The organism is Pseudomonas sp. LG1D9 (assembly GCF_002949995.1).
Classification (GTDB): domain Bacteria; phylum Pseudomonadota; class Gammaproteobacteria; order Pseudomonadales; family Pseudomonadaceae; genus Aquipseudomonas; species Aquipseudomonas proteolytica.
Genome location: NZ_CP026881.1, coordinates 1790486 through 1810928 on the forward strand (window position 1 = coordinate 1790486; position 20443 = coordinate 1810928).

The window sequence follows — 20443 nt, forward strand, 5'->3', positions numbered from 1 at the left end:
TTTGATTGCCCCATGAGCACCAGCACCGAACACGCCCGCCTCTTGCGCCTGGCCACCCGCGCTTCGGTCGGCGTGGCCAGCATCCTGATTATCGGTAAAGCCGTCGCATGGTGGTTCAGTGGTTCGGTGAGCATGCTCGCCGGGCTGACCGATTCGCTGCTCGACGGCGTGACGTCGCTGCTCAACCTGCTGGCGGTGCATTACGCGCTGCGCCCGGCGGATGACGATCACCGTTATGGGCATGGCAAGGCAGAATCCCTGGCGGGCATGGCCCAGGCGCTGTTTATCGCCGGCAGTGCAGTGTTGATCGCCTTCCAGGCTTACCAGCGTTTGCAGCACCCGGAACCGGTGGGCGCGCCATGGCTGAGTATCGCGGTGATTGTGCTGTCGCTGGCGCTGACCGTGGCGCTGCTGATCTTGCAACACCGGGTGATCCGCGAAACCGGCTCGAACGCGGTGCGCGCGGACTCGCTGCACTACCGGTCGGACCTGCTGCTCAATGGCAGCATTCTATTGGCGCTGGTGCTGGCGGCTTTTGGCTTGCATCAAGTCGATGCCTGGTTTGGCCTGGGGATCGCCGCCTACATCTTGTGGAGCGCGATCCAGATCGCCCGGGAAAGCTTTGCCGTGCTGATGGACGAGGAGCTGCCGGCCGAAGTCAGCCAGCACATGCTCGAACTGGCCCGTGGCGTGCCCGGCGTATTGGGTGCCCATGATTTACGCACGCGGATTTCCGGCAACCACTGGTTTGTGCAGTTGCATCTGGAGTTACCGGGAGAGTTGAGCCTGTCGGTGGCCCACGGCATCAGCGACCAGGCCGCCGATGCCATCCATCAGGCCTACCCACGGGCCGAGGTGCTGGTGCACGCCGACCCGCTGGAAGTGGTCACCGGCAACAAGGCTTAGTAGGTCACCTGATAGCCGCGGCTGCCCAGGCAGTTGCCCTGGGCCTGGCGGTAGGTTTGCACCACCGCTGGCGCAGGCGCGTAGGTGACGGTCTGCGGGTCGAAGCCACTCTGCTGCACCGCCCAGCGATAGCAATCGTAACCGTCCTGCTGCACCTGGGCAGGCGATTGACCGTTGGCGGGATAGGCCACCACGTCATACCCATTGCCCTGGGGCGCCGGCTGCGGCGGCAGGCTGGCCACCGGCGGTTGCACCACCACGTACTGCTGGGTACTGCTCTCGTAGCTGTAGTAGGCGCCAGCGGCGAGGAAAAACAGCGCGCTGCCTACCCACACTTCCCGCGCATAGTCCGGCAGGTAATGCACACGAATCCCGTAGGGTGGCGCGACCACTACATAGCGCGGGCCTTGGGGCCGATACCAATAACCACCCGAGAAGAAATAATCCTGGCCGCGATAGGGCACGCGGTAATTGCGGTCGGGGAAGCGGTCCACCGTGTAGCCCGGCCGATATTGCGGGCCGGGGCCCCAGCCATTGCCATGCCCGTCGGGGCGGCCTGGCCAGCGATTGTCATTGGGGTGGCCGTTGTAGCCTGGGCGCGAGCCGGGGCCGCCGGCTTGCCAATGCGGGTTGCCGTCGTTGCGCCTGGGAATGTCACGGTAATTGCCCTGGCGCGGCTCCTGGGTCTGGCCTACGGAATCGGGCCGGCCCTGGATTGGCAGGTTGCTACCGGCCTGGGGCGCCGGGCGTGGTGCTTCGTGGCCTTGCGGACGAGCCTGCCACTGGCCATTCTGGCCGCCGCGCTCACCCTGCGGGCTTGGCTGGATGTGTTCCGGGCGCGGCGGGTTGGCTGAATGCCCTCTCTCTCGCTGCCCGTCACCGCCCTGCGGGCCTTGCCCCTGCCGTGGTGAGTTGTCTCGTTCGTCGGCCATCAACTGCGTGCCGAAGGTGACCATCAACACCCCTACACCTGCCAAACGCCAGATGCGCTTCATGCTATTCCTCACTGCGGATTAGGGCCTGTGCATGAGACTGGAAAAGCCGGGCCCGGTTCTGCAACAGGTTATCAGTCGCCAGAACAATTTTCGCCGGCAAAAGAAAAGGGGCGACCCGTCGGTCGCCCCTTGAGAACTTCGTCCTGGCTCAACGCTTATGACGTTGGCTCACCTCACGCCGTCTTGTGGACAGTGTGCAGCCCGGGGGCCGGCCCAACCCGGTGGGGTTGGCGGGCCGCAGCCGGCCTGATTGGGCGGGCTGCAGTGGACTCTATGTCCGGGCAGTGATTCTGTTGGTAATCATAGGCGTGAGGCGCCGACAGATGATTGCGAAGATTGCGTCAATAAACAGTGCTTGCGCAATTTTTAACCCTGGATAGATAATTCACAGCAATAGTTACGACAAAGGCCATCCCCATGAGCAAACTTGACCGATACGACCTGAGTATTTTGGCGGAATTACAGCGCGACGCGAGGATCTCCAACCAGGAGCTGGCCGAGCGGATCGGCCTGTCGCCGTCACCCTGCTCGCGCCGGGTCAAGCAATTGGAAGACGACGGCTATATCTCGCGCCAGGTCGCCCTGCTCGACCGCAAGATGCTTGGCCTAAGCCTTACTGCCTACGTGTTGATCGGCATGGACCGACACACCCCCGAGCGTTTCGAGAACTTCGAAGCGGCCATCCGCACCTTGCCGCAAGTACTGGAATGCAGCCTGGTCACCGGGATGGATGCCGACTATCAGTTGAAAGTGGTGGTGCCGGATATGGATCACTATCAGAAACTGCTGCTGGGCCACCTGACCCGGATTGAAGGGGTGACCAGCGTGCGCTCAAGCTTCGTGCTCAACCAGGTGCTTAACAGTACCGAGTTGCCGTTGACTCACCTGCGTACCTAAGACTCACCACCCAACCCATGTAGGAACTGGCTTGCCTGCGATAGCGGAATTTCAGTCGCTGATATGCCATCTGACAGTCCGCTATCGCAGGCAAGCCAGCTCCCACATTTTGAGCGCGCTCAGGCAGTGACACCTGGGTGCGACGCACCGACGCAGGTCAACGTTGCACCTGCCGCCTTGCCTTATACTGCGCGCCTGCCTTTGTCGGAAACTGCCCAATGAATTCGATTGACCCCGTGCTGTTTGAAGAGTGGATGATGACCGGGCTGGTCACCCTCCTAATCGTTTTCATGGGCTTTATCGTCTGGGACCTGGCGAAGAAATCCAAAGCCGGGCGCTTTGGCTCGATGATTCTGTTCTTCGTGCTGGGCCTGGGCGTGGCCGCGTTCATCATCAAGAGCGTGGTGATCGGCCTGATCGAATCCGGGGCGTTATAAGCGCGCCGGCACTTCGCGGTATTGGCCCTGGTCCAGGCCTTCAATCGACCAATCACCGATTTTCACCCGCACCAGGCGTAAGGTCGGCAAGCCCACGGCGGCGGTCATGCGCCGCACCTGGCGGTTGCGTCCCTCGCGAATCACCAGTTCCAGCCAATAGGTCGGCAGGTTTTTACGAAACCGCACCGGCGGGTTGCGCGGCCACAGTTCTGGCTCCTCCAGTCGCCGGGCCTGGGCCGGCAGCGTCATGCCGTCGTTCAACTCCACCCCCGCGCGCAGGCGTTGCAGATGCTCCTCGGTGGGCTCGCCTTCCACCTGTACCCAGTAGGTCTTTGCCAGTTTGTGCTTGGGGTCGGCAATCCGCGCCTGCAACTGGCCATCGTTGGTCAGCAGCAACAGGCCTTCACTGTCCCGATCCAGGCGCCCGGCGGGGTAGATGCCGGGGATATCAATGAAATCCTTGAGGGTCGCGCGCCCGCCTTCGTCACTGAATTGGGTCAGCACGTCGAAGGGTTTATTGAACAGGATCAACTTCGGCTCGGCCGGCGGCGCCTTGGCGACACGGCGAGCAGCGGCATGTGGAGGTTTCACGCCAGGGCGGCGCGAGTCGGGACGGGCAGGACGGGACATGGCAACGGAATATCTAACGGTCAGGACCGACCATGCTAGTGGCCTGACCGTTAAATAACCACCCTGCTATTTAGCGGAACGGCGGCTCGTCAAAGCTGCGCAGTTTGCGCGAATGCAACGAGTTGAGCTCGGTGCGCAACAAGTCCACCGCCTCGATGCCGATCTTCAAGTGCTGGCTCACGGCCCGCTCATAGAACGCGTTGGCCGAACCTGGCAACTTGATTTCACTGTGCAGCGGCTTGTCCGACACACACAGCAAGGTGCCGTAAGGCACCCGCAAACGGTAGCCTTGCGCGGCGATGGTGCCGCTTTCCATATCCACCGCCACCGCACGCGACAGGTTGATCAACGGCCGTTCCTGGGCCCAGCGCAGCTCCCAGTTGCGGTCGTCGTAGGTCAACACGGTGCCGGTGCGCAGGCGTTTTTTCAGCTCTTCGCCCTTCTCGCCGGTGACGTTGGCCGCCGCTTGCTGCAACGCCATCTGCACTTCGGCCAGCGCCGGGATCGGGATGTTCGGCGGCACCACGCGGTCGAGAATGCCGTCGCGCCGCATGTAAGCATGGGCCAGCACATAGTCGCCGATGGTCTGGGATTGGCGCAGGCCACCGCAGTGACCGATCATCAGCCAGCAATGGGGACGCAACACCGCCAAGTGGTCGGTGATGTTCTTGGCATTGGACGGGCCGACACCGATGTTGACCAGGGTCACGCCATGGCCGTCGCTGGCCTGCAAGTGGTAGGCCGGCATCTGATAACGGTGCCAGACCACGCCTGCGGCAATGGCAGACGCTTCGCCATGGTCCATGCCTTTTTCGATGATCACGTTGCCCGGCAATACCATGCGGATAAAGCGTGGGTCGCTGCGCAATTGTTCCAGGCCATGGACAATGAACTGGTCGACGTAACGGTGGTAGTTGGTCAGCAGAATCCACGGCTGCACATGCCGCCAATCGCTGCCGGTGTAGTGCACCAGGCGGCGCAGGGAGAAATCCACGCGGGCCGCATCGAAGAGGGCCAGGGGCAGCGGATCGGTGTTTTCCCAGTCATACAGACCATCGGCGATACCATCGGTGGCGGCGGACAGGTCGGTGCTCGGGAACACCCGCGCCAGGGTCGCTGCGGTCACGCCGGAGCCGGCCAACTCGTCGCCCTGCTCCACCACGTACGGGTACGGGATATTCTGCTGGCTGACGCCCACCTCCACCGTCACGGTGAAGTCGTGCATCAGTGGCACCAGTTGTTCCAGCAGGTATTTGCGGAACGCCGCCGGATGGGTGACGGTGACGCTGTAGGTGCCCGGCAACTGCACCTTGGCGTAAGCGCGAGTGGTCTGTGGGACTTCGCCATGGCAGTGGTAGGTCAGCCGCAGTTCGGGGTAGCGAAAGAGCGCACGTTGTGCGGCGTCGGGCTCGACGCGATCCTTGAGGTATTGCTTGAGAGCCTGGTTGAGCGCGCCGGTGGCTCGCTCATGCAGAGCTGCCAGCCGATCCACGGCCTCTTCGGCGGTTTGGACGACAACAAAAGCTTCGGTCACGGTAAGCATCCTGTGTTCTGACGTGCAGGCCTTCATCTTGCCTGCATCGCCGCCAGACGCAAACTCTGAATTGGCATGCCTGCGATGGCGGCGGGTCAGTCAGCTTATCTGCTCCTGATAAACCGCCATCGCAGGCCAGCCTGCTCCTACATGGGATCACGTTTAGGCAGGGGTTGAGCGGGCGACGATGGCCTGCACATCCACACCCCGTGGCAAGGTGCCATACACCCGCCCCGACGACTCACCCAACCGACTGCCGATAAACCCATCGCTGACACTGGCGTTGCCCGCCTCCAGCAACAACTTGGCCTGCAACGCCACGGCGATGTCCTCAGTCAGTTGCCGAGCCCGGTACTGGATGTCCTGGGTGTCCATAAACGCCGACTTCAATTGCTCGATATGCCGCGCCAGGCGCTTATCGCCATGCCCATCGCCCAATTCGACGAACAATGTCTCCAGCACCCCTGGCTCTTTCGACAACGCCCGTAGCACGTCCAGGCATTGCACGTTGCCAGAACCTTCCCACGTTGAATTGACCGGTGCCTCACGGTACAGGCGCGGCAAGATGCTGTCCTCGACATACCCGGCGCCGCCCATGCATTCGGCGGCTTCGTTGATCATGGCCGGCGCGCGCTTGCAGATCCAATACTTGCCCACGGCTGTCACCAACCGGGCGAACTTGGCTTCTTGCTCATCCCCCAGATGGTCCAGCGCCCGGCCCATGCGCAGGCTCAAGGCCAGGGCCGCCTCGCTTTCCAGGGCGAGATCGGCCAGGACGTTTTGCATCAAAGGTTGTTCACTGAGCACGCGGCCACCGACCGAACGATGGGCACAATGATGGCTGGCCTGGGTCAGGGCCTGGCGCATCAAGGCGCTGGAACCGACCATGCAATCGAAACGGGTCATGGCGACCATTTCGATGATGGTCGGTACGCCCCGGCCCTCTTCGCCGATCATCCAGGCCAGGGCGCCCCGGAATTCCACTTCGCTGGAGGCGTTGGAGCAATTGCCGAGTTTGTTTTTCAGGCGCTGGATATAGAACTGGTTACGCGTGTCATCCGGGCGGTGCCGGGGCAGCAGGAAACAGGTCAGGCCCTTGTCGGTCTGGGCCAGGGTCAGGAAGGCATCGCACATCGGCGCCGAGCAGAACCACTTATGCCCCACCAATTCATAGGGCTGGCCAGGACCGCCAGCACCCACGGGGTAAGCGCGGGTGGTATTGGCACGCACGTCGGTGCCGCCCTGTTTCTCGGTCATGGCCATGCCGATGGTTGCGCCGGCCTTATGGGCGATGCCGACGTTGCGCGGGTCATATTCGGTGTTGAGGATTTTTGCCAGCCAGGTGTCGGCCAGGTCTGGTTGCAGGCGCAGGGCCGGCACGCAGGCGAAGGTCATGGTCAGCGGGCAGCCCGTGCCGGCTTCGGCCTGGCTGTGCAGGTAGGTCAGGGCCGCTCGGGCGACATGGGCGCCCGCCTGGGGATGGGCCCAGGGCAGCGACGGCAGGCCATGTTCAACGGCGGTGCGCATCAGTTGGTGATACGCCGGGTGGAACTCCACCAGGTCAATGCGGTGACCATAACGATCATGGCTGCTGAACACCGGCTTGTTCTGATTCGCCAGGAACCCGGCCTCCATCAGCGGCCCGCCCGCCAAGGCGCCATAGGCATCGATACGCGCCTCGGCCCAGCCCGCGCCAAAGCGCCGCGACCATTCCTGCAGGGGCAGGTCGAGGCGATACAGATTGGCGCCGTCCAGGGACGGCGGCTGGTTGGTGACGTCGTGGGTTTCGGCGAACTGGTGCAGATTCATGACGGGCCTCCTGATAAAAGGCCACGCTGATTGAGGCCTTGAATTCAGTTAAGCATCGTCACTGCGCTTAAAAAAGTGGCATATGCGCCTAACTGCCGGCGCTTTCGCCCTCTAGCGGGCACAGCAGGCGCCGCTGCAATACGGCCTGCAATAGCTCAAAACGTATTGGTTTGAGCAACTGCTCGGAAAGGCCAATGCCATGACAATGCTGGCGTGCGCCGCCCAGGGAGTCGCTCAGGCCGATCACTGGCAGTTCAGCGCAGCCGGGCAAGGCCCGGATCTGGCAGCACAGGGAGAAGCCATCCTCGGGCACATCCAGCAACACCGCATCAAACGCCCCATCCTGCAGCATGGCCAGGGCCACGGGGCCGCTGTCCGCCACTTTTACCCGGTAACCGAGCTTGAGCAACATGCCGCGCAAGACCAATTGCGTGACGCTGTTGTCGTCCACCAGCAGTACCGTGCAATCCTGGGGTGCGCGGTGCAGATCCACGGCCCGGGCCGGCTCCGGTGGCACCGCAATGACGGTCACCTCCAACTGGAAACGGCTGCCTTTGCGGGGCTCGGAATGATGGGTCAGGCGCCCGCCGAGCAATTCGATCAACTGCCGGCAGATCGCCAGGCCAATGCCCAGGCCGCCATATTCACGGGTGATCGAGCCATCCACTTGGAAGAAGCGCTGATACAGGGTCGCTTCATCCAAGTGCGCAAAACCGATTCCGGAGTCGGTGACGATAAAGGTCAGATCCAGATGACCATCAGGCCGCGGCACGCCCACCACCCGCAGGCGCACGGCGCCTTCATGGGTGAACTTGAACGCGTTATCCAGCAGGCATTCCAGGCACTGCATCAGCTTGCCTGCGTCGCCCTCCAGGCGATCGGGCAACTGGCCCGCCACATCGATGGAGAACTCCAGGCCCTTGCCTTGGGCATTACCCTGGAATTGCTGGCGCAAGGTATCGAGCACCCCGCGCAGGCTGAACACTTGCGCCTGCGCGCTGAGGCGGCCGGCTTGCAATTCGGTGAGGGTGAGGATGCCATTGACCATGCGCATCATGTCCCGCGCCGAGCCGGCGGCGGTGTGCTGGTATTGCGCCAGGTCCCCGGCCAGGGGCACGGTCTGCATCAACTCCAATGAACCGATCACCCCATTCATCGGCGTGCGCAGTTCATGGGTCAGGGTCGCGAGGAATTCGTCTTTCAACTGGTTGCTGTGGGCCAGTTGCTGGTTGAGCACTTCCAGTTTCTGGCTGGCATCAAACAGGATTTGCGCCTGCTGTTCGCGCATAGCGTTGATCCGGTCAGCCAGGGCCAAGGACAACAGGGCGACTTCGATGGCCGAGCCGATCTGGCTCGCATACATGGTGAGAAACACATTGGGCAGGTAGCCCAGCACCATCATCGTGTTCACCACCCCGCCGATCAGGAACGCCGACCAGGCGATGATGAAATACCGCGCCACGCGCTGGCCGCAGCACCAGGCCTTGATCCCGGCGACAAAGATGGTCACGGTGAAAACCAGGGCCAGCGCGGTCGCCAGGCGCAGGGCCAGGGCGTAGCTGGTCATGAGCGACAACAACATCACCACCGCCCCCGTGCCCACCAGCACCAGCAGCAACCGGTCCAGCCAACGACTATAGAGGGCGGTGTGCAGGAAGCTGCGGGCAAACAGGCTGCCGAACAACGCCGACGCGCCGATCAGGAACGGCGTCGCCGCATTCGCCCACCAGGGGTTGTCGGGCCAGAAATACTCGACCGCCGCGCCATTCACCGAGAGCTGGTACATGCCGAACGAGGCGATATAGAGGATGTAATAGAGGTAACTGGTGTCGCGCACGCTGAGGTAAATGAACAGGTTGTACACCAGCATGCCCAGCAGCACGCCATAGATCAGGCCCAGCACATAGAGGCGCAGCGGCTGGTCTTCCAGGTACGCAGTGCTCGACCACAGCGTCAATGGCGCCTGGATCGAACCTTCGCTTTGCAGGCGCAAATAGAGTGTTTTCTGTTCACCCGCCTTGAAGTCGACAGTGAACAGGTAGTTGTTCTGGCGAATCTCACGGCTGGCAAAGGGCAATGCATCCCCGGTACGCCCGGCCAGGCGATAGCCACCGGCATCGTCAGGGACGTATAGCTCCAGATGATCAAGGGGCGGGTAGGCCAGCTCCAGCAGCCAGGTGCGCTGGGCCTGGGGATCCTTGGGCAGGTAATGCAGGTCGACCTTGAGCCAGAACGCCGAGCGTGAATAGCCGGCATTGAGGGTGTCTTTATCATGGCGGGTGTAACGAGTGGCCATTGGCGCAGAACGGGCATCGGCAATGGTGACGCTACCACTTGGGTCTTCGAGTACTTGCATGACCCGGCCCAAGGGAAGGCTTCGGGTGGCCTCGTTGAACTCGACGGCGCCGGCCAGCAGCGGCAGCCCACACAAGAGAAACATCAGCAAATAGCGCATAGAGCCCCAGCGTGGCCTGTCCGGTTATGTCAAAAGCCCCCCATTCCTTTTGAGAAGACGTACACCGGCGATACATTAAGTTGTTTGGATCCACTTTAGCATAGCCGGTAAAGGCCAAAAGACACCATTGAAATAATTTTCCGGATGGCTCTAGGACGGGACTTTCAGAGCATAAATTGCTGAAAATGAATGATAGCCCGTAGCCATCTTTCCAAGTATTTCCCCATGAAATACAGGCGCCGCCCGACAGCCACGCAAAAAGCGTTTGGTGGTAAGCTCGCGCACCATGAATATCTACAGCTCTCGTCCCGTTGTCCTCTGTCTCTCCGGCCATGATCCCAGTGGTGGCGCCGGCTTGCAGGCAGATATCGAAGCCCTGCTCGCCCAAGGCTGTCACGCGGCCCCGGCCGTGACCGCGCTGACCGTGCAGAACACCGTGAATGTCAGTGACTTCCGCGTGCTCGATCGTGAGTGGGTATTGGCCCAGGCCAACGCCGTGCTTGGCGACTCCGAAGTCGCGGCGGTCAAGTTGGGCATGCTCGGTTCTACGGTGATGGTTGATACCGTGGTCGAACTGCTACAGCAGCACCCGCACCTGCCGGTGGTCTGCGACCCGGTGCTGCGCGCCGGTGGCGGCGGCAGCCTGGGCAAGGATGAAGTCGGCTATGCGATGCGCGAGCGGCTGTTGCCGTTATCGCTGATTGCCACGCCCAACCTGCCTGAAGCACGCATCCTCGCCGAACTGCCCGATGGCACGGCAGACGAATGCGCCGAGAAACTACTGCCGTTCATCAAGCACTTGTTGATCACCGGCGGCCACGGCGACGAGCATGAGGTGCACAATCGCCTGTACAGCCGCGACGGCACGCGCCGCACTTTCACCTGCCAGCGCCTGCCGGGCAGCTATCACGGCTCCGGCTGCACCCTGGCCAGCGCCCTCGCCGGTCGCCTGGCCCAAGGCGAAGGCCTGGCCAGCGCCGTGGAGTCGGCACTCAATTACACCTGGCGCACCCTGCGGGACGCCGAACAACTGGGCCAGGGGCAGTTTGTGCCGCGTCGCCTGCCACTGGATTTCTGTTCGTAATATCAAGGGGCCTGCTCGATGAAACTACGTGGCCTGTATGCCATTACCGACAGCCAACTATTGGCCGGTAAGTTCCTGTCCTACGTCGAAGCTGCGCTGGAAGGCGGCGTGACCTTGCTGCAGTACCGCGATAAAAGCAGCGACGAGGCCCGCCGCCTGCGCGAAGCCGAGGCCCTGCGTGAACTGTGCTCGCGCTACAAGACCCAGTTGATCATCAATGACGATGCCGAGCTGGCCGCGCGCCTGGGCGTCGGCGTGCACCTCGGCCAGACCGACGGCCCGTTGACCCCGGCCCGGGCGTTGCTGGGGCGCAATGCAATCATCGGCTCCACCTGTCATAGCCAGATCGAACTGGCTGAACAGGCCGCGCGCGAAGGCGCCAGCTATGTCGCCTTTGGCCGCTTCTTCAATTCCAGCACCAAACCCGGCGTCCCGGCAGCCACCCTCGAAATGCTGGCCCAGGCCCGCGCCCGCTTGCAGGTGCCTATCTGCGTGATCGGCGGCATCTCCCTGGAGAATGCTGCGCCTCTGGTGGAGCACGGCGCCGACCTGCTGGCCGTGGTCCACGGCCTGTTCGGTGCCGACAGCCCCCAGGAAGTGACGCGCCGCGCCCGCGCCTTCAACGAACTCCTTAAATCCTGAATTCAGAGAGCCTGCCCATGTCTCGTTCCGAAACCCTGTTTGCCAATGCCCAGAAACACATCCCCGGCGGTGTGAACTCCCCCGTGCGTGCGTTCAAGAGCGTTGGCGGCACCCCGCTGTTCTTCAAGCACGCCGAAGGCGCCTACGTCACCGACGAAGATGACAAGCGCTATGTGGACTATGTGGGTTCCTGGGGCCCGATGATTCTCGGCCACAGCCACCCCGACGTGCTGGACGCGGTGCGCAAGCAACTGGAGCACGGCCTGTCCTATGGCGCGCCAACCGCCATGGAAACCGAGATGGCGGACCTGGTGTGCTCGATCGTGCCGTCGATGGAGATGGTGCGCATGGTCAGCTCCGGCACCGAGGCGACCATGAGCGCAATCCGCCTGGCCCGTGGCTTCACCGGCCGCGACAGCATCATCAAGTTCGAAGGCTGCTACCACGGGCACTCCGACAGCCTGTTGGTAAAAGCCGGCTCCGGCCTGCTGACCCAGGGCGTACCGAGTTCGGCCGGCGTGCCGGCAGCGTTTGCCAAGCACACCCTGACCCTGCCGTTCAACGACATCGCCGCTGTCGAAAAAATGCTCAGCGAAGTCGGCCAGGACGTGGCGTGCATCATCGTCGAGCCGGTCGCCGGCAACATGAACTGCGTGCCACCGGCGCCGGGGTTCCTCGAAGGCCTGCGCGAGCAGTGCGACAAGCATGGCGTGGTGTTGATTTTCGACGAAGTGATGACCGGTTTCCGTGTTGCCCTCGGCGGTGCCCAGGCTTACTACGGTGTCACACCGGACCTGAGCACCTTCGGCAAGATCATCGGCGGCGGCATGCCTGTAGGCTGCTTCGGCGGCAAGCGCGAAATCATGCAGCACATCGCGCCACTGGGCCCGGTCTACCAGGCCGGCACCCTGTCCGGTAACCCGCTGGCCATGGCCGCCGGCCTGACTACCCTGCGCCTGATCAGCCGCCCGGGCTTCCACGCCGAGCTGACCGACTACACCACGCGCCTGCTGGACGGCCTGCAACAACGCGCCGATGCGGCGGGCATCCCGTTCGTCACCACCCAGGCCGGCGGTATGTTCGGCCTGTATTTCAGTGGCGCCGACGACATCGTGACCTTTGACGATGTGATGGGCAGCGATGCCAACCTGTTCAAGCGCTTCTTCCACCTGATGCTCGAAGGCGGTGTGTACCTGGCACCGAGTGCCTTTGAGGCCGGTTTCACCTCCATCGCCCATGGCGACGCCGAGCTGAAGCTGACTCTGGACGCCGCCGAACGTGCCTTTGCCGCACTGAAGTAAGCCAGCCACAACCTGACGTCGCCCGTGGCGGCGTCAGATTTGCTACCTTGCTTACAGAAATTTCCTTCTTTTTTCGAGAAATCACCTGCAATCCGGCAGATAACTTGCCCACGCAGCAGAAAAACGAGTAAAGACTTTGTAAGCAGAGGTCTGCTTATTTCATAATGCGCGCTTATTGGATCCCCACGTGGCTCCACGCGCCCCGTCAGAGGTAAGTCGATTCCCATGAAACGCACCGGCCGCACCCTGGTTCTGGGCTGCCTGTTGCTCCTTCAACCGCTGCTTGCACTTGCACAAGCGGGCGGCAACTCGTTGTTGATCCCAGCGATGGGTCGCTGCACCCTCAATACTCAGCCAGAAAGCCAGGCCGAGGCGCTGAGCGCCTGCCAGACGCTGGCCGACGGTGGGGATGCGCAGGCGCAATACGAGTTGGGCGAATTCTTCTATGACGACAAAAACCCTGCCCGCGACCTGAACAAGGCCTTGAGCTTCTTCGAGAAAGCCTCGTTGCAGGGCCATGCCCAGGCGCAATTCAAGCTGGGCAGCATGTTCTTCCATGGCGAAGGCGTGCCGGCCAATAACGTGCAGGCGTACATCGTGCTGAAAATGGCCGCGGTCAACGGCGCCGAAGACGCGCTGGACACTGCCGACGAAGTCGCCGAACACATGCAGCGCGATGAATTGGAAGTGGCGACCCAGGTGCTGGGCCAGATTTTCCGCAACTACCTGCAGGAATTGCAGAGTGCGGATGGGCGTTCGCCCTTTTCGCCACTGCCCTGACATTTTCTAAACCCTTCTGACGCCATCGCAGGCAAGCCAGCTCCCACATTTGAATGTGTTCACAAATCAAAATGTGGGAGCTGGCTTGCCTGCGATGGGCGCGACGCGGTCTAGAAGACTACTTCTCAGGCATCGGCATCGGAAACGGCATGACATTGCTCATGCCCCGGGCCTCGCTGATTTTTGGCGTGCCCAGGCGCTCGACTTCATCGATGCGCACGATCGAATGCATCGGCACAAAGCTGCGCACCACGCCTTCGAACTGGGCCTTGAGCTTTTCCTCGCCCGGATCGACGACCAGTTGCGTGCGCTCGCCAAAGACGAACTCTTCCACTTCCAGGAAGCCCCACAGATCACTTTGATAGATCTGCTTGGCGTACATTTCGAACACCTGGCCCTGGTTAAGGAAAATCACCTTATAGATTGGAGCTTCACGTTTGGTCATGGGGGGTGGGCAGCACATCGGCGGATATAAATGAGGGCGCGAACTATAGCATGGCACCCGATGCACAGTGCTAGGAACCAATGGGCATGCCCCCTATAATGCGCGGTTCTTTACCACCAGTTGACGATTCCCATGGCCAAGAAGCTTTACATCGAAACCCACGGTTGCCAGATGAACGAGTACGACAGCTCGCGCATGGTCGATCTGCTGGGTGAACATCAGGCCCTGGAAGTCACGGCTCGCGCCGAAGATGCCGACGTGATCCTGCTCAATACCTGCTCGATCCGCGAACGGGCCCAGGACCGGGTCTACTCGCAGCTGGGCCGCTGGCGCGAACTGAAACTGGCCAACCCGGAGATGGTGATCGCCGTCGGCGGTTGCGTGGCCAGCCAGGAAGGCGCCGCCATTCGCGACCGCGCGCCCTATGTCGACGTGGTCTTCGGCCCGCAGACCCTGCACCGCCTGCCGGAAATGATCGACGCCGCGCGCATTACCAAGCTGCCGCAGGTGGACGTCTCGTTCCCGGAAATCGAAAAATTCGACCACTTGCCCGAACCACGCATCGACGGCCCAAGCGCTTATGTGTCGGTGATGGAAGGTTGCAGCAAGTACTGCACCTTCTGCGTGGTGCCTTATACCCGTGGTGAAGAGGTCAGCCGCCCGTTCGACGACGTGCTGGCGGAAATCATCCACCTGGCCGAAAACGGCGTGCGCGAAGTGACCCTGCTGGGGCAGAACGTCAACGGCTACCGGGGCCAGACCCATGACGGGCGCCTGGCGGACCTGGCCGAGCTGATTCGCGTGGTCGCGGCGGTGGACGGTATCGAGCGCATCCGCTACACCACCTCGCACCCGCTGGAATTCTCCGACAGCCTGATCCAGGCACACGCCGAAGTGCCAGAGTTGGTCAAACACCTGCACTTGCCGGTGCAATCGGGCTCGGACCGCATCCTGTCGGCGATGAAGCGCAACCACACGGCCCTGGAATACAAGTCCAAACTACGCAAACTGCGCGCCGCCGTGCCGGGCATCTGCATCAGTTCGGACTTTATCGTTGGCTTCCCCGGCGAGACCGAGAAAGATTTCCAGCAGACCATGAAGCTGATTGAAGACGTCGGTTTCGACTTCTCCTATTCCTTCGTCTACAGCCAGCGCCCCGGCACCCCGGCTGCCGACTTGGCGGACGAAACCCCGGAAGCGCTGAAAAAGGAGCGCCTGAACGCCCTGCAACATCGCCTTAACCAACAGGGTTTCGAGATCAGCCGACAAATGGTCGGTTCGACCCAGCGCATTCTGGTTACCGATTACTCGAAAAAAGACCCGGGCGAATTGCAGGGGCGTACCGAGAATAATCGGATCGTGAACTTCCGCTGCGATAACCCGACGCTGATCGGCCAGTTCGCCGACGTGCACATCGACGCGGCGCAACCGCACTCGCTGCGCGGCTCGTTGATCAACTGACGGAGCAGATCCGAAGGCAAATGCAGATCAAATGTGGGAGCTGGCTTGCCTGCGATAGCGATGTAACAGGCAGTATCTCTTTCGAACGGGGCGGCCCTATCGCAGGCAAGCCAGCTCCCACAGTGGATCTTCGTTGTTCCTGAGAGCCAAGCCCGTCCATTTAAGTGCTTTCGCACACCGGCGGCTGGCGTTATCCTCTATTTCACCTAAACAGCCAAAGGGCGGCTAAAAGCAACCTTGAACGCACCCATAGCAGAACCCCATCGTTTCCTCCTCGAGCCGTTTGAGGCTCGTCGTTTCGCCAATCTGTGCGGACAGTTCGACGAGCACCTGCGCCTGATCGAACAACGCCTGAGCATCGAGATCCGCAATCGCGGCAATCAGTTCGAGCTCATTGGTGAACCCCAGCACACCACGTCTGCAGAAAACCTGCTGCGTCGCCTCTACCGCGAAACCAAGGGTAGCGAGCTGTCGCCGGAGACGGTGCACCTGTACCTGCAGGAATCAGCCGTGGAAGACCTGGCCAACAACCCGGTGGCCGAAGCCAGCGTGGCGCTGCGTACCAAAAAAGGCATGATTCGCCCACGCGGCTTGAATCAGCAGCGCTACGTCAAGGAAATCCTCGGCAACGACATCAACTTCGGCATCGGCCCGGCCGGTACGGGCAAGACCTACCTGGCCGTGGCCTGTGCGGTGGATGCCCTGGAGCGCGAACAGGTGCGACGCATCCTGTTGGTGCGCCCGGCAGTGGAAGCGGGCGAGAAGCTGGGCTTTCTGCCCGGCGACCTGGCCCAGAAGATCGACCCGTACCTGCGCCCGCTGTACGACGCACTGTATGAAATGCTCGGCTTCGAATACGTGGCCAAGCTGATCGAGCGCCAGGTGATCGAGATCGCCCCACTGGCCTATATGCGCGGCCGCACCTTGAACAACAGCTTCATCATCCTCGACGAAAGCCAGAACACTACGGTCGAGCAGATGAAGATGTTCCTGACCCGTATCGGTTTCGGCTCAACGGCAGTGATCACCGGCGATATCACCCAGGTCGACCTGCCCAAGGGCACCAAGTCGGGCCTGGGCCAGGTCATCGAAGTGCTCAAGGACGTGCCGGGGATCAGCTTTACCCATTTCATGCCCAAGGACGTGGTGCGTCACCCGCTGGTGCAGCGCATTGTCGAGGCCTACGAGCGCTTCGAACACCGCGACGATGGCCTGTCGAAGGACAACCGTCGCGATGCTTGAGCTTGACCTGCAACTGGCCACCCAAGCGCCAGCCCCCAGCGAAGCACAGTTCCGCCAATGGTGCGCACTGGCCCTGCGCCAGCGCACCGCCGACTCGGAACTGACCATCCGCCTGGTGGATGAGCCTGAAGGCCGCGAGCTGAATCACACCTGGCGCCAGAAAGACTACGCAACCAACGTGCTGTCGTTCCCCGCCGATGTACCGGATGAATTGCTGGATATCCCGCTGCTGGGTGACCTGGTGATCTGCGTCGAGGTGGTGGAGCGCGAGGCAAAGGAACAAGGCAAGGCCCTGGAGGCCCACTGGGCCCACCTAGTCATGCACGGCTGCTTGCATCTATTGGGTTACGACCATATAGATGATGAAGAAGCCGAAGAAATGGAAGCACTGGAACGAACGTTGCTTGCAGAGTTGGGTCATCCTGATCCCTATGCGGACGACGAACACTAATCGACACTCAACTGAAACAATCAAGGATTTAGAGTAATCGCTATGAGCGAAGACCGATCGAGCAACGGGCAAAAGTCATGGCTGGGTAAACTGACCCAGGCTTTTGCCCACGAGCCGAAAAACCGCCAGGAGCTGCTGGAGCTGCTGCGCGAGGCCCATCAGAACAAGTTGCTGGACAGCGAAGCGCTGGCCATCGTCGAAGGCGCCATCCAGGTGGCTGACCTGCAAGTCCGGGACATCATGGTCCCGCGTTCGCAGATGATCAGCATCAAGGCGACCCAGACCCCACGGGAATTCCTCCCGGCCGTGATCGACTCGGCGCACTCGCGCTACCCGGTGATCGGCGAAAGCCATGACGACGTCATGGGTGTCCTGCTGGCCAAGGACTTGCTGCCGCTGATCCTCAAGGAGAACGGCGACAGCTTCAACATCAAGGACCTGCTGCGCCCTGCGACCTTCGTGCCTGAGTCCAAGCGCCTGAATGTGCTGCTGCGCGAATTTCGCGCCAACCACAATCACATGGCCATCGTCATTGACGAGTACGGCGGCGTCGCCGGCCTGGTGACTATCGAAGACGTGCTGGAACAGATCGTCGGCGATATCGAAGACGAACACGACGTCGAAGAAGACAGCTACATCAAGCCGCTGCCCAGCGGGGATTTCCTGGTCAAGGCGCTGACGCCGATCGAGAACTTCAACGAGTTCTTCGATAGCGAATTCTCCGACGACGAATTCGACACCGTCGGCGGCCTGGTGATGAGTGCGTTTGGCCACCTGCCCAAGCGCAACGAAACCACCGAGATCGGCGCCTATCGCTTCCGCATCCTGAATGCCGATAGCCGTCGCATCCACCTGATCCGCCTGACACCTATTGCCCGCTAAGGACTGATATGCGCCGTCTCACCGCACCCGGCTGGCCCGGTAACCTGCTGGCCGTGGTGGCCGGTGCTATCACCACCCTGGCGCTGGCGCCGTTCGATATCTGGCCGCTGGCACTGGTGGCGGTCGGGGTGTTCTATGCCGGCATGCGCCAACTGACACCACGCCAGGCCTTCGGGCGTGGCTGGTGTTTCGGTTTTGGCCTGTTTGGTGCGGGCACCAGCTGGATCTACTACAGCATCCATCACTTTGGTGGCGCTTCGGTGTTGCTGGCCGGGTTGTTGATGCTCGCGTTCACCGCAGCGATCGCCCTGTTCTTCGCCCTGCCCGCCTGGCTCTGGGCGCGCTGGCTGCGCCGCAACGAAGCGCCCCTGGCCGATGCCTTGGCGTTTGCCGCGCTGTGGGTGGGCCAGGAAGCATTTCGCGGCTGGTTCCTCACCGGTTTCCCCTGGCTGTACTCCGGTTACAGCCAACTCGACGGGCCGCTGGCCGGGCTCGCGCCGCTGGGCGGGGTGTGGCTGATTTCGTTTGCCCTGGCCCTGAGCGCTGCGCTGATCGTCAACCTGCCCCGCATGCTGGCGGCCCGCCGCAACGTGTTTGTCGGCGCCGGCCTGGTACTGCTGGTCGCACCGTGGGCCATTGGCCTGGCACTCAAGCACCATGCCTGGACCAGCCCCGCAGGCGAGCCGCTGACCGTCGCCGCGATTCAGGGCAATGTCGAACAGAGCATGAAGTGGGACCCGGCGCAGCTCAACGAGCAACTGGCGCTGTATCGCGACATGAGTTTTGCCTCCAAGCGCGTCGACCTGCTGATCTGGCCGGAAACCGCCGTGCCAGTGCTCAAGGAGTCCGTCGAGGGCTACCTGGGGATGATGGGCAAGTTCGCTGCTGACCGAAACGGCGCAATGATCACCGGCGTGCCGATTCGCCAGGAAGTGCGCCATGAAAAGCGCTACTTCAATGGCATCACCGTGGTCGGCCAAGGCGATGGCACCTATCTGAAGCAGAAGCTGGTGCCCTTTGGCGAATACGTACCGCTGCAGGATGTATTACGCGGCCTGATTGCGTTCTTCGACCTGCCGATGTCGGACTTTGCCCGCGGCCCTGAAGACCAGGCGTTGCTGCAAGCCAAGGGCTATCAGATCGCGCCGTACATCTGCTACGAAGTGGTCTACCCGGAGTTCGCAGCCGGCCTCGCCGCCCGCAGCGACTTGCTGCTGACCATCAGCAATGACACCTGGTTCGGCACCTCCATCGGCCCCTTGCAGCACCTGCAAATGGCCCAGATGCGCGCCCTCGAGGCTGGCCGCTGGATGATTCGCGCCACCAACAACGGCGTGACCGGCCTGATCAACCCGTACGGGCAGATCACCGAGCAGATCCCGCAGTTCCAGCGGGGCATCCTTTACGGTGAAGTGGTACCGATGCACAACCTGACGCCGTACCTGCAATGGCGCTCGTGGCCGCTGATCATCCTGTGCCTGGGGCTGTTTGGCTGGGCGTTGCTGGCGGGGCGCATGGCCAAGACGGTCTAGGCAGAAAAACACAAAACCCAATGTGTGTGTGGGCTTGCTCGCGAAAGCGGTGGGTCAGTCAAATATCCAATAACTGACCCACCGCTTTCGCGAGCAAGCCCGCTCCCACACAAGCCCACTCCCACATTTTGATTTGCGGCGTTAACGGTAGAACAGGCGGTAACCTACCTGCCCCACCGCCTCATTGATCAACTGCCCGCTCTGCCAGATCGACTTGAACTCCGGCATCCAGCCACCCAGCGGCCGGGCATTGTCCACCCCCAGGAAGCCGACCGGCGCCGGCACTACGGTAAAGCCGGCCTTTTCGAAGCTCCACACCGAACGGGGCATATGCCAGGCCTGGGTCACGAGCACCACGCGCTTGACGCCCTGGGGCAGCAGGATTTCGGCACTCATCTGCGCATTTTCCCAGGTCGTGCGGCTGCGTTCTTCCTTCCAGCGCACGGCTACGTCAAAGTCTTGTTGCATCGACACCGCCATCAACTCCGCCTCGCTGGGCGGCGTGCCATAGTGCAGGCCGCCGGTGGTCAGCACCGGCAACCCCGACGCCTTGGCCAAGCGCGCCGCATACCGCTGGCGCTCAAGGCCGACACCGGTCGGTTGGTCTGCGCCCCAGGCCGGATCGCCCCGCTCGCGACCCGAGCCCAACACCACAATGGCATCGGCCCGTTGCGCCAGGCTGGCCCAGTCGTCCACGGCCAATGGTGGTTCGGTTTCCAGCGCCCGTGCGCCCCACTCCACCATCACCGGCAGGCTGATCAGCCACATCCCGCCAAACCCCAAGGCAAAGCACAGCCCGGCCAAGCGCGGGCGGCTGCGACGAAACCACCAGGCAAGGGCCAGCAGCAGCAAGAGAATGCCGGGCGGCAGCAATAATTGTTTGATGAAATAACGAATAGGCATCGAGCATCTCCAAAGATGCCCGAAGCCTAAGGTGTAACGGGGTTTAGCGACAATCTT

19 protein-coding genes are annotated in these 20443 nt (G+C 61.9%); 12 read left to right on the forward strand and 7 right to left on the reverse strand.

The genetic code is table 11. From position 1 onward, the window contains the following. Nucleotides 1-12 precede the first annotated feature (12 nt). Nucleotides 13-906: a cation diffusion facilitator family transporter gene (locus C5F71_RS08575; RefSeq protein ID WP_029292204.1), complete on the forward strand. Its 894-nt coding sequence runs from the start codon at nucleotides 13-15 to the stop codon at nucleotides 904-906. On the opposite strand, the gene C5F71_RS08580 is transcribed toward C5F71_RS08575, so the two are convergent. Beyond that, a complete protein-coding gene (locus C5F71_RS08580) occupies nucleotides 903-1901 on the reverse strand; it encodes a DUF6515 family protein (protein ID WP_104910963.1) in 999 nt (332 codons plus the stop codon). The genes C5F71_RS08575 and C5F71_RS08580 overlap by 4 nt on opposite strands. Before the next feature lie 417 nt (nucleotides 1902-2318). On the opposite strand from C5F71_RS08580, the gene C5F71_RS08585 reads away from it, so the two are divergent. Further along, nucleotides 2319-2798, forward strand: coding sequence for an Lrp/AsnC family transcriptional regulator (locus tag C5F71_RS08585; RefSeq protein WP_003176264.1), 480 nt, complete (start codon nucleotides 2319-2321; stop codon nucleotides 2796-2798). 227 nt (nucleotides 2799-3025) lie between these two features. Next, nucleotides 3026-3235, forward strand: a complete 210-nt coding sequence (locus C5F71_RS08590; RefSeq protein WP_029292208.1) for a DUF2788 domain-containing protein — start codon at nucleotides 3026-3028, stop codon at nucleotides 3233-3235. Here the strand turns inward: C5F71_RS08590 and C5F71_RS08595 are convergent. The 4 genes from C5F71_RS08595 to C5F71_RS08610 all read right to left on the reverse strand — a co-directional run bounded on the left by C5F71_RS08595 (nucleotide 3230) and on the right by C5F71_RS08610 (nucleotide 9663). Then, on the reverse strand, nucleotides 3230-3865 hold the full coding sequence (locus tag C5F71_RS08595) for a pseudouridine synthase (protein WP_029292210.1): 636 nt from the start codon (nucleotides 3863-3865) through the stop codon (nucleotides 3230-3232). The two genes, C5F71_RS08590 and C5F71_RS08595, sit on opposite strands and share 6 nt — an antisense overlap. A gap of 70 nt (nucleotides 3866-3935) precedes the next feature. Continuing rightward, on the reverse strand, nucleotides 3936-5435 hold the full coding sequence (gene amn / locus C5F71_RS08600; RefSeq protein ID WP_169851182.1) for an AMP nucleosidase: 1500 nt from the start codon (nucleotides 5433-5435) through the stop codon (nucleotides 3936-3938). A gap of 126 nt (nucleotides 5436-5561) precedes the next feature. Further along, nucleotides 5562-7208 carry an acyl-CoA dehydrogenase family protein gene (locus tag C5F71_RS08605; protein ID WP_104910964.1) on the reverse strand — a complete coding sequence of 549 codons (1647 nt, stop codon included), beginning with the start codon at nucleotides 7206-7208 and terminating at the stop codon, nucleotides 5562-5564. An 88-nt stretch (nucleotides 7209-7296) separates the two neighbouring features. Continuing rightward, on the reverse strand, nucleotides 7297-9663 hold the full coding sequence (locus C5F71_RS08610; protein WP_104910965.1) for a 7TM diverse intracellular signaling domain-containing protein: 2367 nt from the start codon (nucleotides 9661-9663) through the stop codon (nucleotides 7297-7299). Between the two features lie 286 nt (nucleotides 9664-9949). Here C5F71_RS08610 and C5F71_RS08615 point away from each other — a divergent pair, with 286 nt between their 5' ends. From C5F71_RS08615 to C5F71_RS08630, 4 genes are all read left to right on the forward strand, one after another. After that, the gene (locus tag C5F71_RS08615; protein WP_038443553.1) at nucleotides 9950-10747 is read left to right on the forward strand and encodes a hydroxymethylpyrimidine/phosphomethylpyrimidine kinase; all 798 of its coding nucleotides are present in this window, start codon (nucleotides 9950-9952) and stop codon (nucleotides 10745-10747) included. Nucleotides 10748-10765: 18 nt separating this feature from the next. Continuing rightward, on the forward strand, nucleotides 10766-11389 hold the full coding sequence (gene thiE, locus C5F71_RS08620; RefSeq protein WP_104910966.1) for a thiamine phosphate synthase: 624 nt from the start codon (nucleotides 10766-10768) through the stop codon (nucleotides 11387-11389). Nucleotides 11390-11406: 17 nt separating this feature from the next. After that, nucleotides 11407-12690: a glutamate-1-semialdehyde 2,1-aminomutase gene (gene hemL, locus C5F71_RS08625; RefSeq protein ID WP_029292220.1), complete on the forward strand. Its 1284-nt coding sequence runs from the start codon at nucleotides 11407-11409 to the stop codon at nucleotides 12688-12690. 225 nt (nucleotides 12691-12915) lie between these two features. Beyond that, nucleotides 12916-13470 carry a tetratricopeptide repeat protein gene (locus C5F71_RS08630; protein ID WP_029292222.1) on the forward strand — a complete coding sequence of 185 codons (555 nt, stop codon included), beginning with the start codon at nucleotides 12916-12918 and terminating at the stop codon, nucleotides 13468-13470. 118 nt (nucleotides 13471-13588) lie between these two features. Here the strand turns inward: C5F71_RS08630 and C5F71_RS08635 are convergent, their stop codons facing one another. Beyond that, nucleotides 13589-13915 (reverse strand): DUF1820 family protein, encoded by a 327-nt coding sequence (locus C5F71_RS08635; RefSeq protein ID WP_003215457.1) that lies wholly within the window; start codon nucleotides 13913-13915, stop codon nucleotides 13589-13591. A gap of 132 nt (nucleotides 13916-14047) precedes the next feature. On the opposite strand from C5F71_RS08635, the gene miaB reads away from it, so the two are divergent. The 5 genes from miaB (at nucleotide 14048) to lnt (ending at nucleotide 19483) form a co-directional block, all read left to right on the forward strand. Beyond that, a complete protein-coding gene (miaB, locus tag C5F71_RS08640) occupies nucleotides 14048-15376 on the forward strand; it encodes a tRNA (N6-isopentenyl adenosine(37)-C2)-methylthiotransferase MiaB (RefSeq protein WP_104910967.1) in 1329 nt (442 codons plus the stop codon). 237 nt (nucleotides 15377-15613) lie between these two features. Continuing rightward, nucleotides 15614-16618, forward strand: coding sequence for a PhoH family protein (locus C5F71_RS08645; RefSeq protein ID WP_029292238.1), 1005 nt, complete (start codon nucleotides 15614-15616; stop codon nucleotides 16616-16618). Then, nucleotides 16611-17069, forward strand: coding sequence for an rRNA maturation RNase YbeY (ybeY, locus tag C5F71_RS08650; protein ID WP_029292240.1), 459 nt, complete (start codon nucleotides 16611-16613; stop codon nucleotides 17067-17069). Before C5F71_RS08645 ends, ybeY begins: the two co-directional genes overlap by 8 nt. A gap of 42 nt (nucleotides 17070-17111) precedes the next feature. Then, nucleotides 17112-17951 (forward strand): HlyC/CorC family transporter, encoded by an 840-nt coding sequence (locus tag C5F71_RS08655; RefSeq protein ID WP_005791724.1) that lies wholly within the window; start codon nucleotides 17112-17114, stop codon nucleotides 17949-17951. 8 nt (nucleotides 17952-17959) lie between these two features. Further along, nucleotides 17960-19483: an apolipoprotein N-acyltransferase gene (lnt, locus tag C5F71_RS08660; protein WP_104910968.1), complete on the forward strand. Its 1524-nt coding sequence runs from the start codon at nucleotides 17960-17962 to the stop codon at nucleotides 19481-19483. 141 nt (nucleotides 19484-19624) lie between these two features. Here lnt and C5F71_RS08665 read toward each other — a convergent pair whose 3' ends face one another. Next, nucleotides 19625-20386, reverse strand: coding sequence for a YdcF family protein (locus tag C5F71_RS08665; RefSeq protein ID WP_104910969.1), 762 nt, complete (start codon nucleotides 20384-20386; stop codon nucleotides 19625-19627). Nucleotides 20387-20443 lie beyond the last annotated feature (57 nt).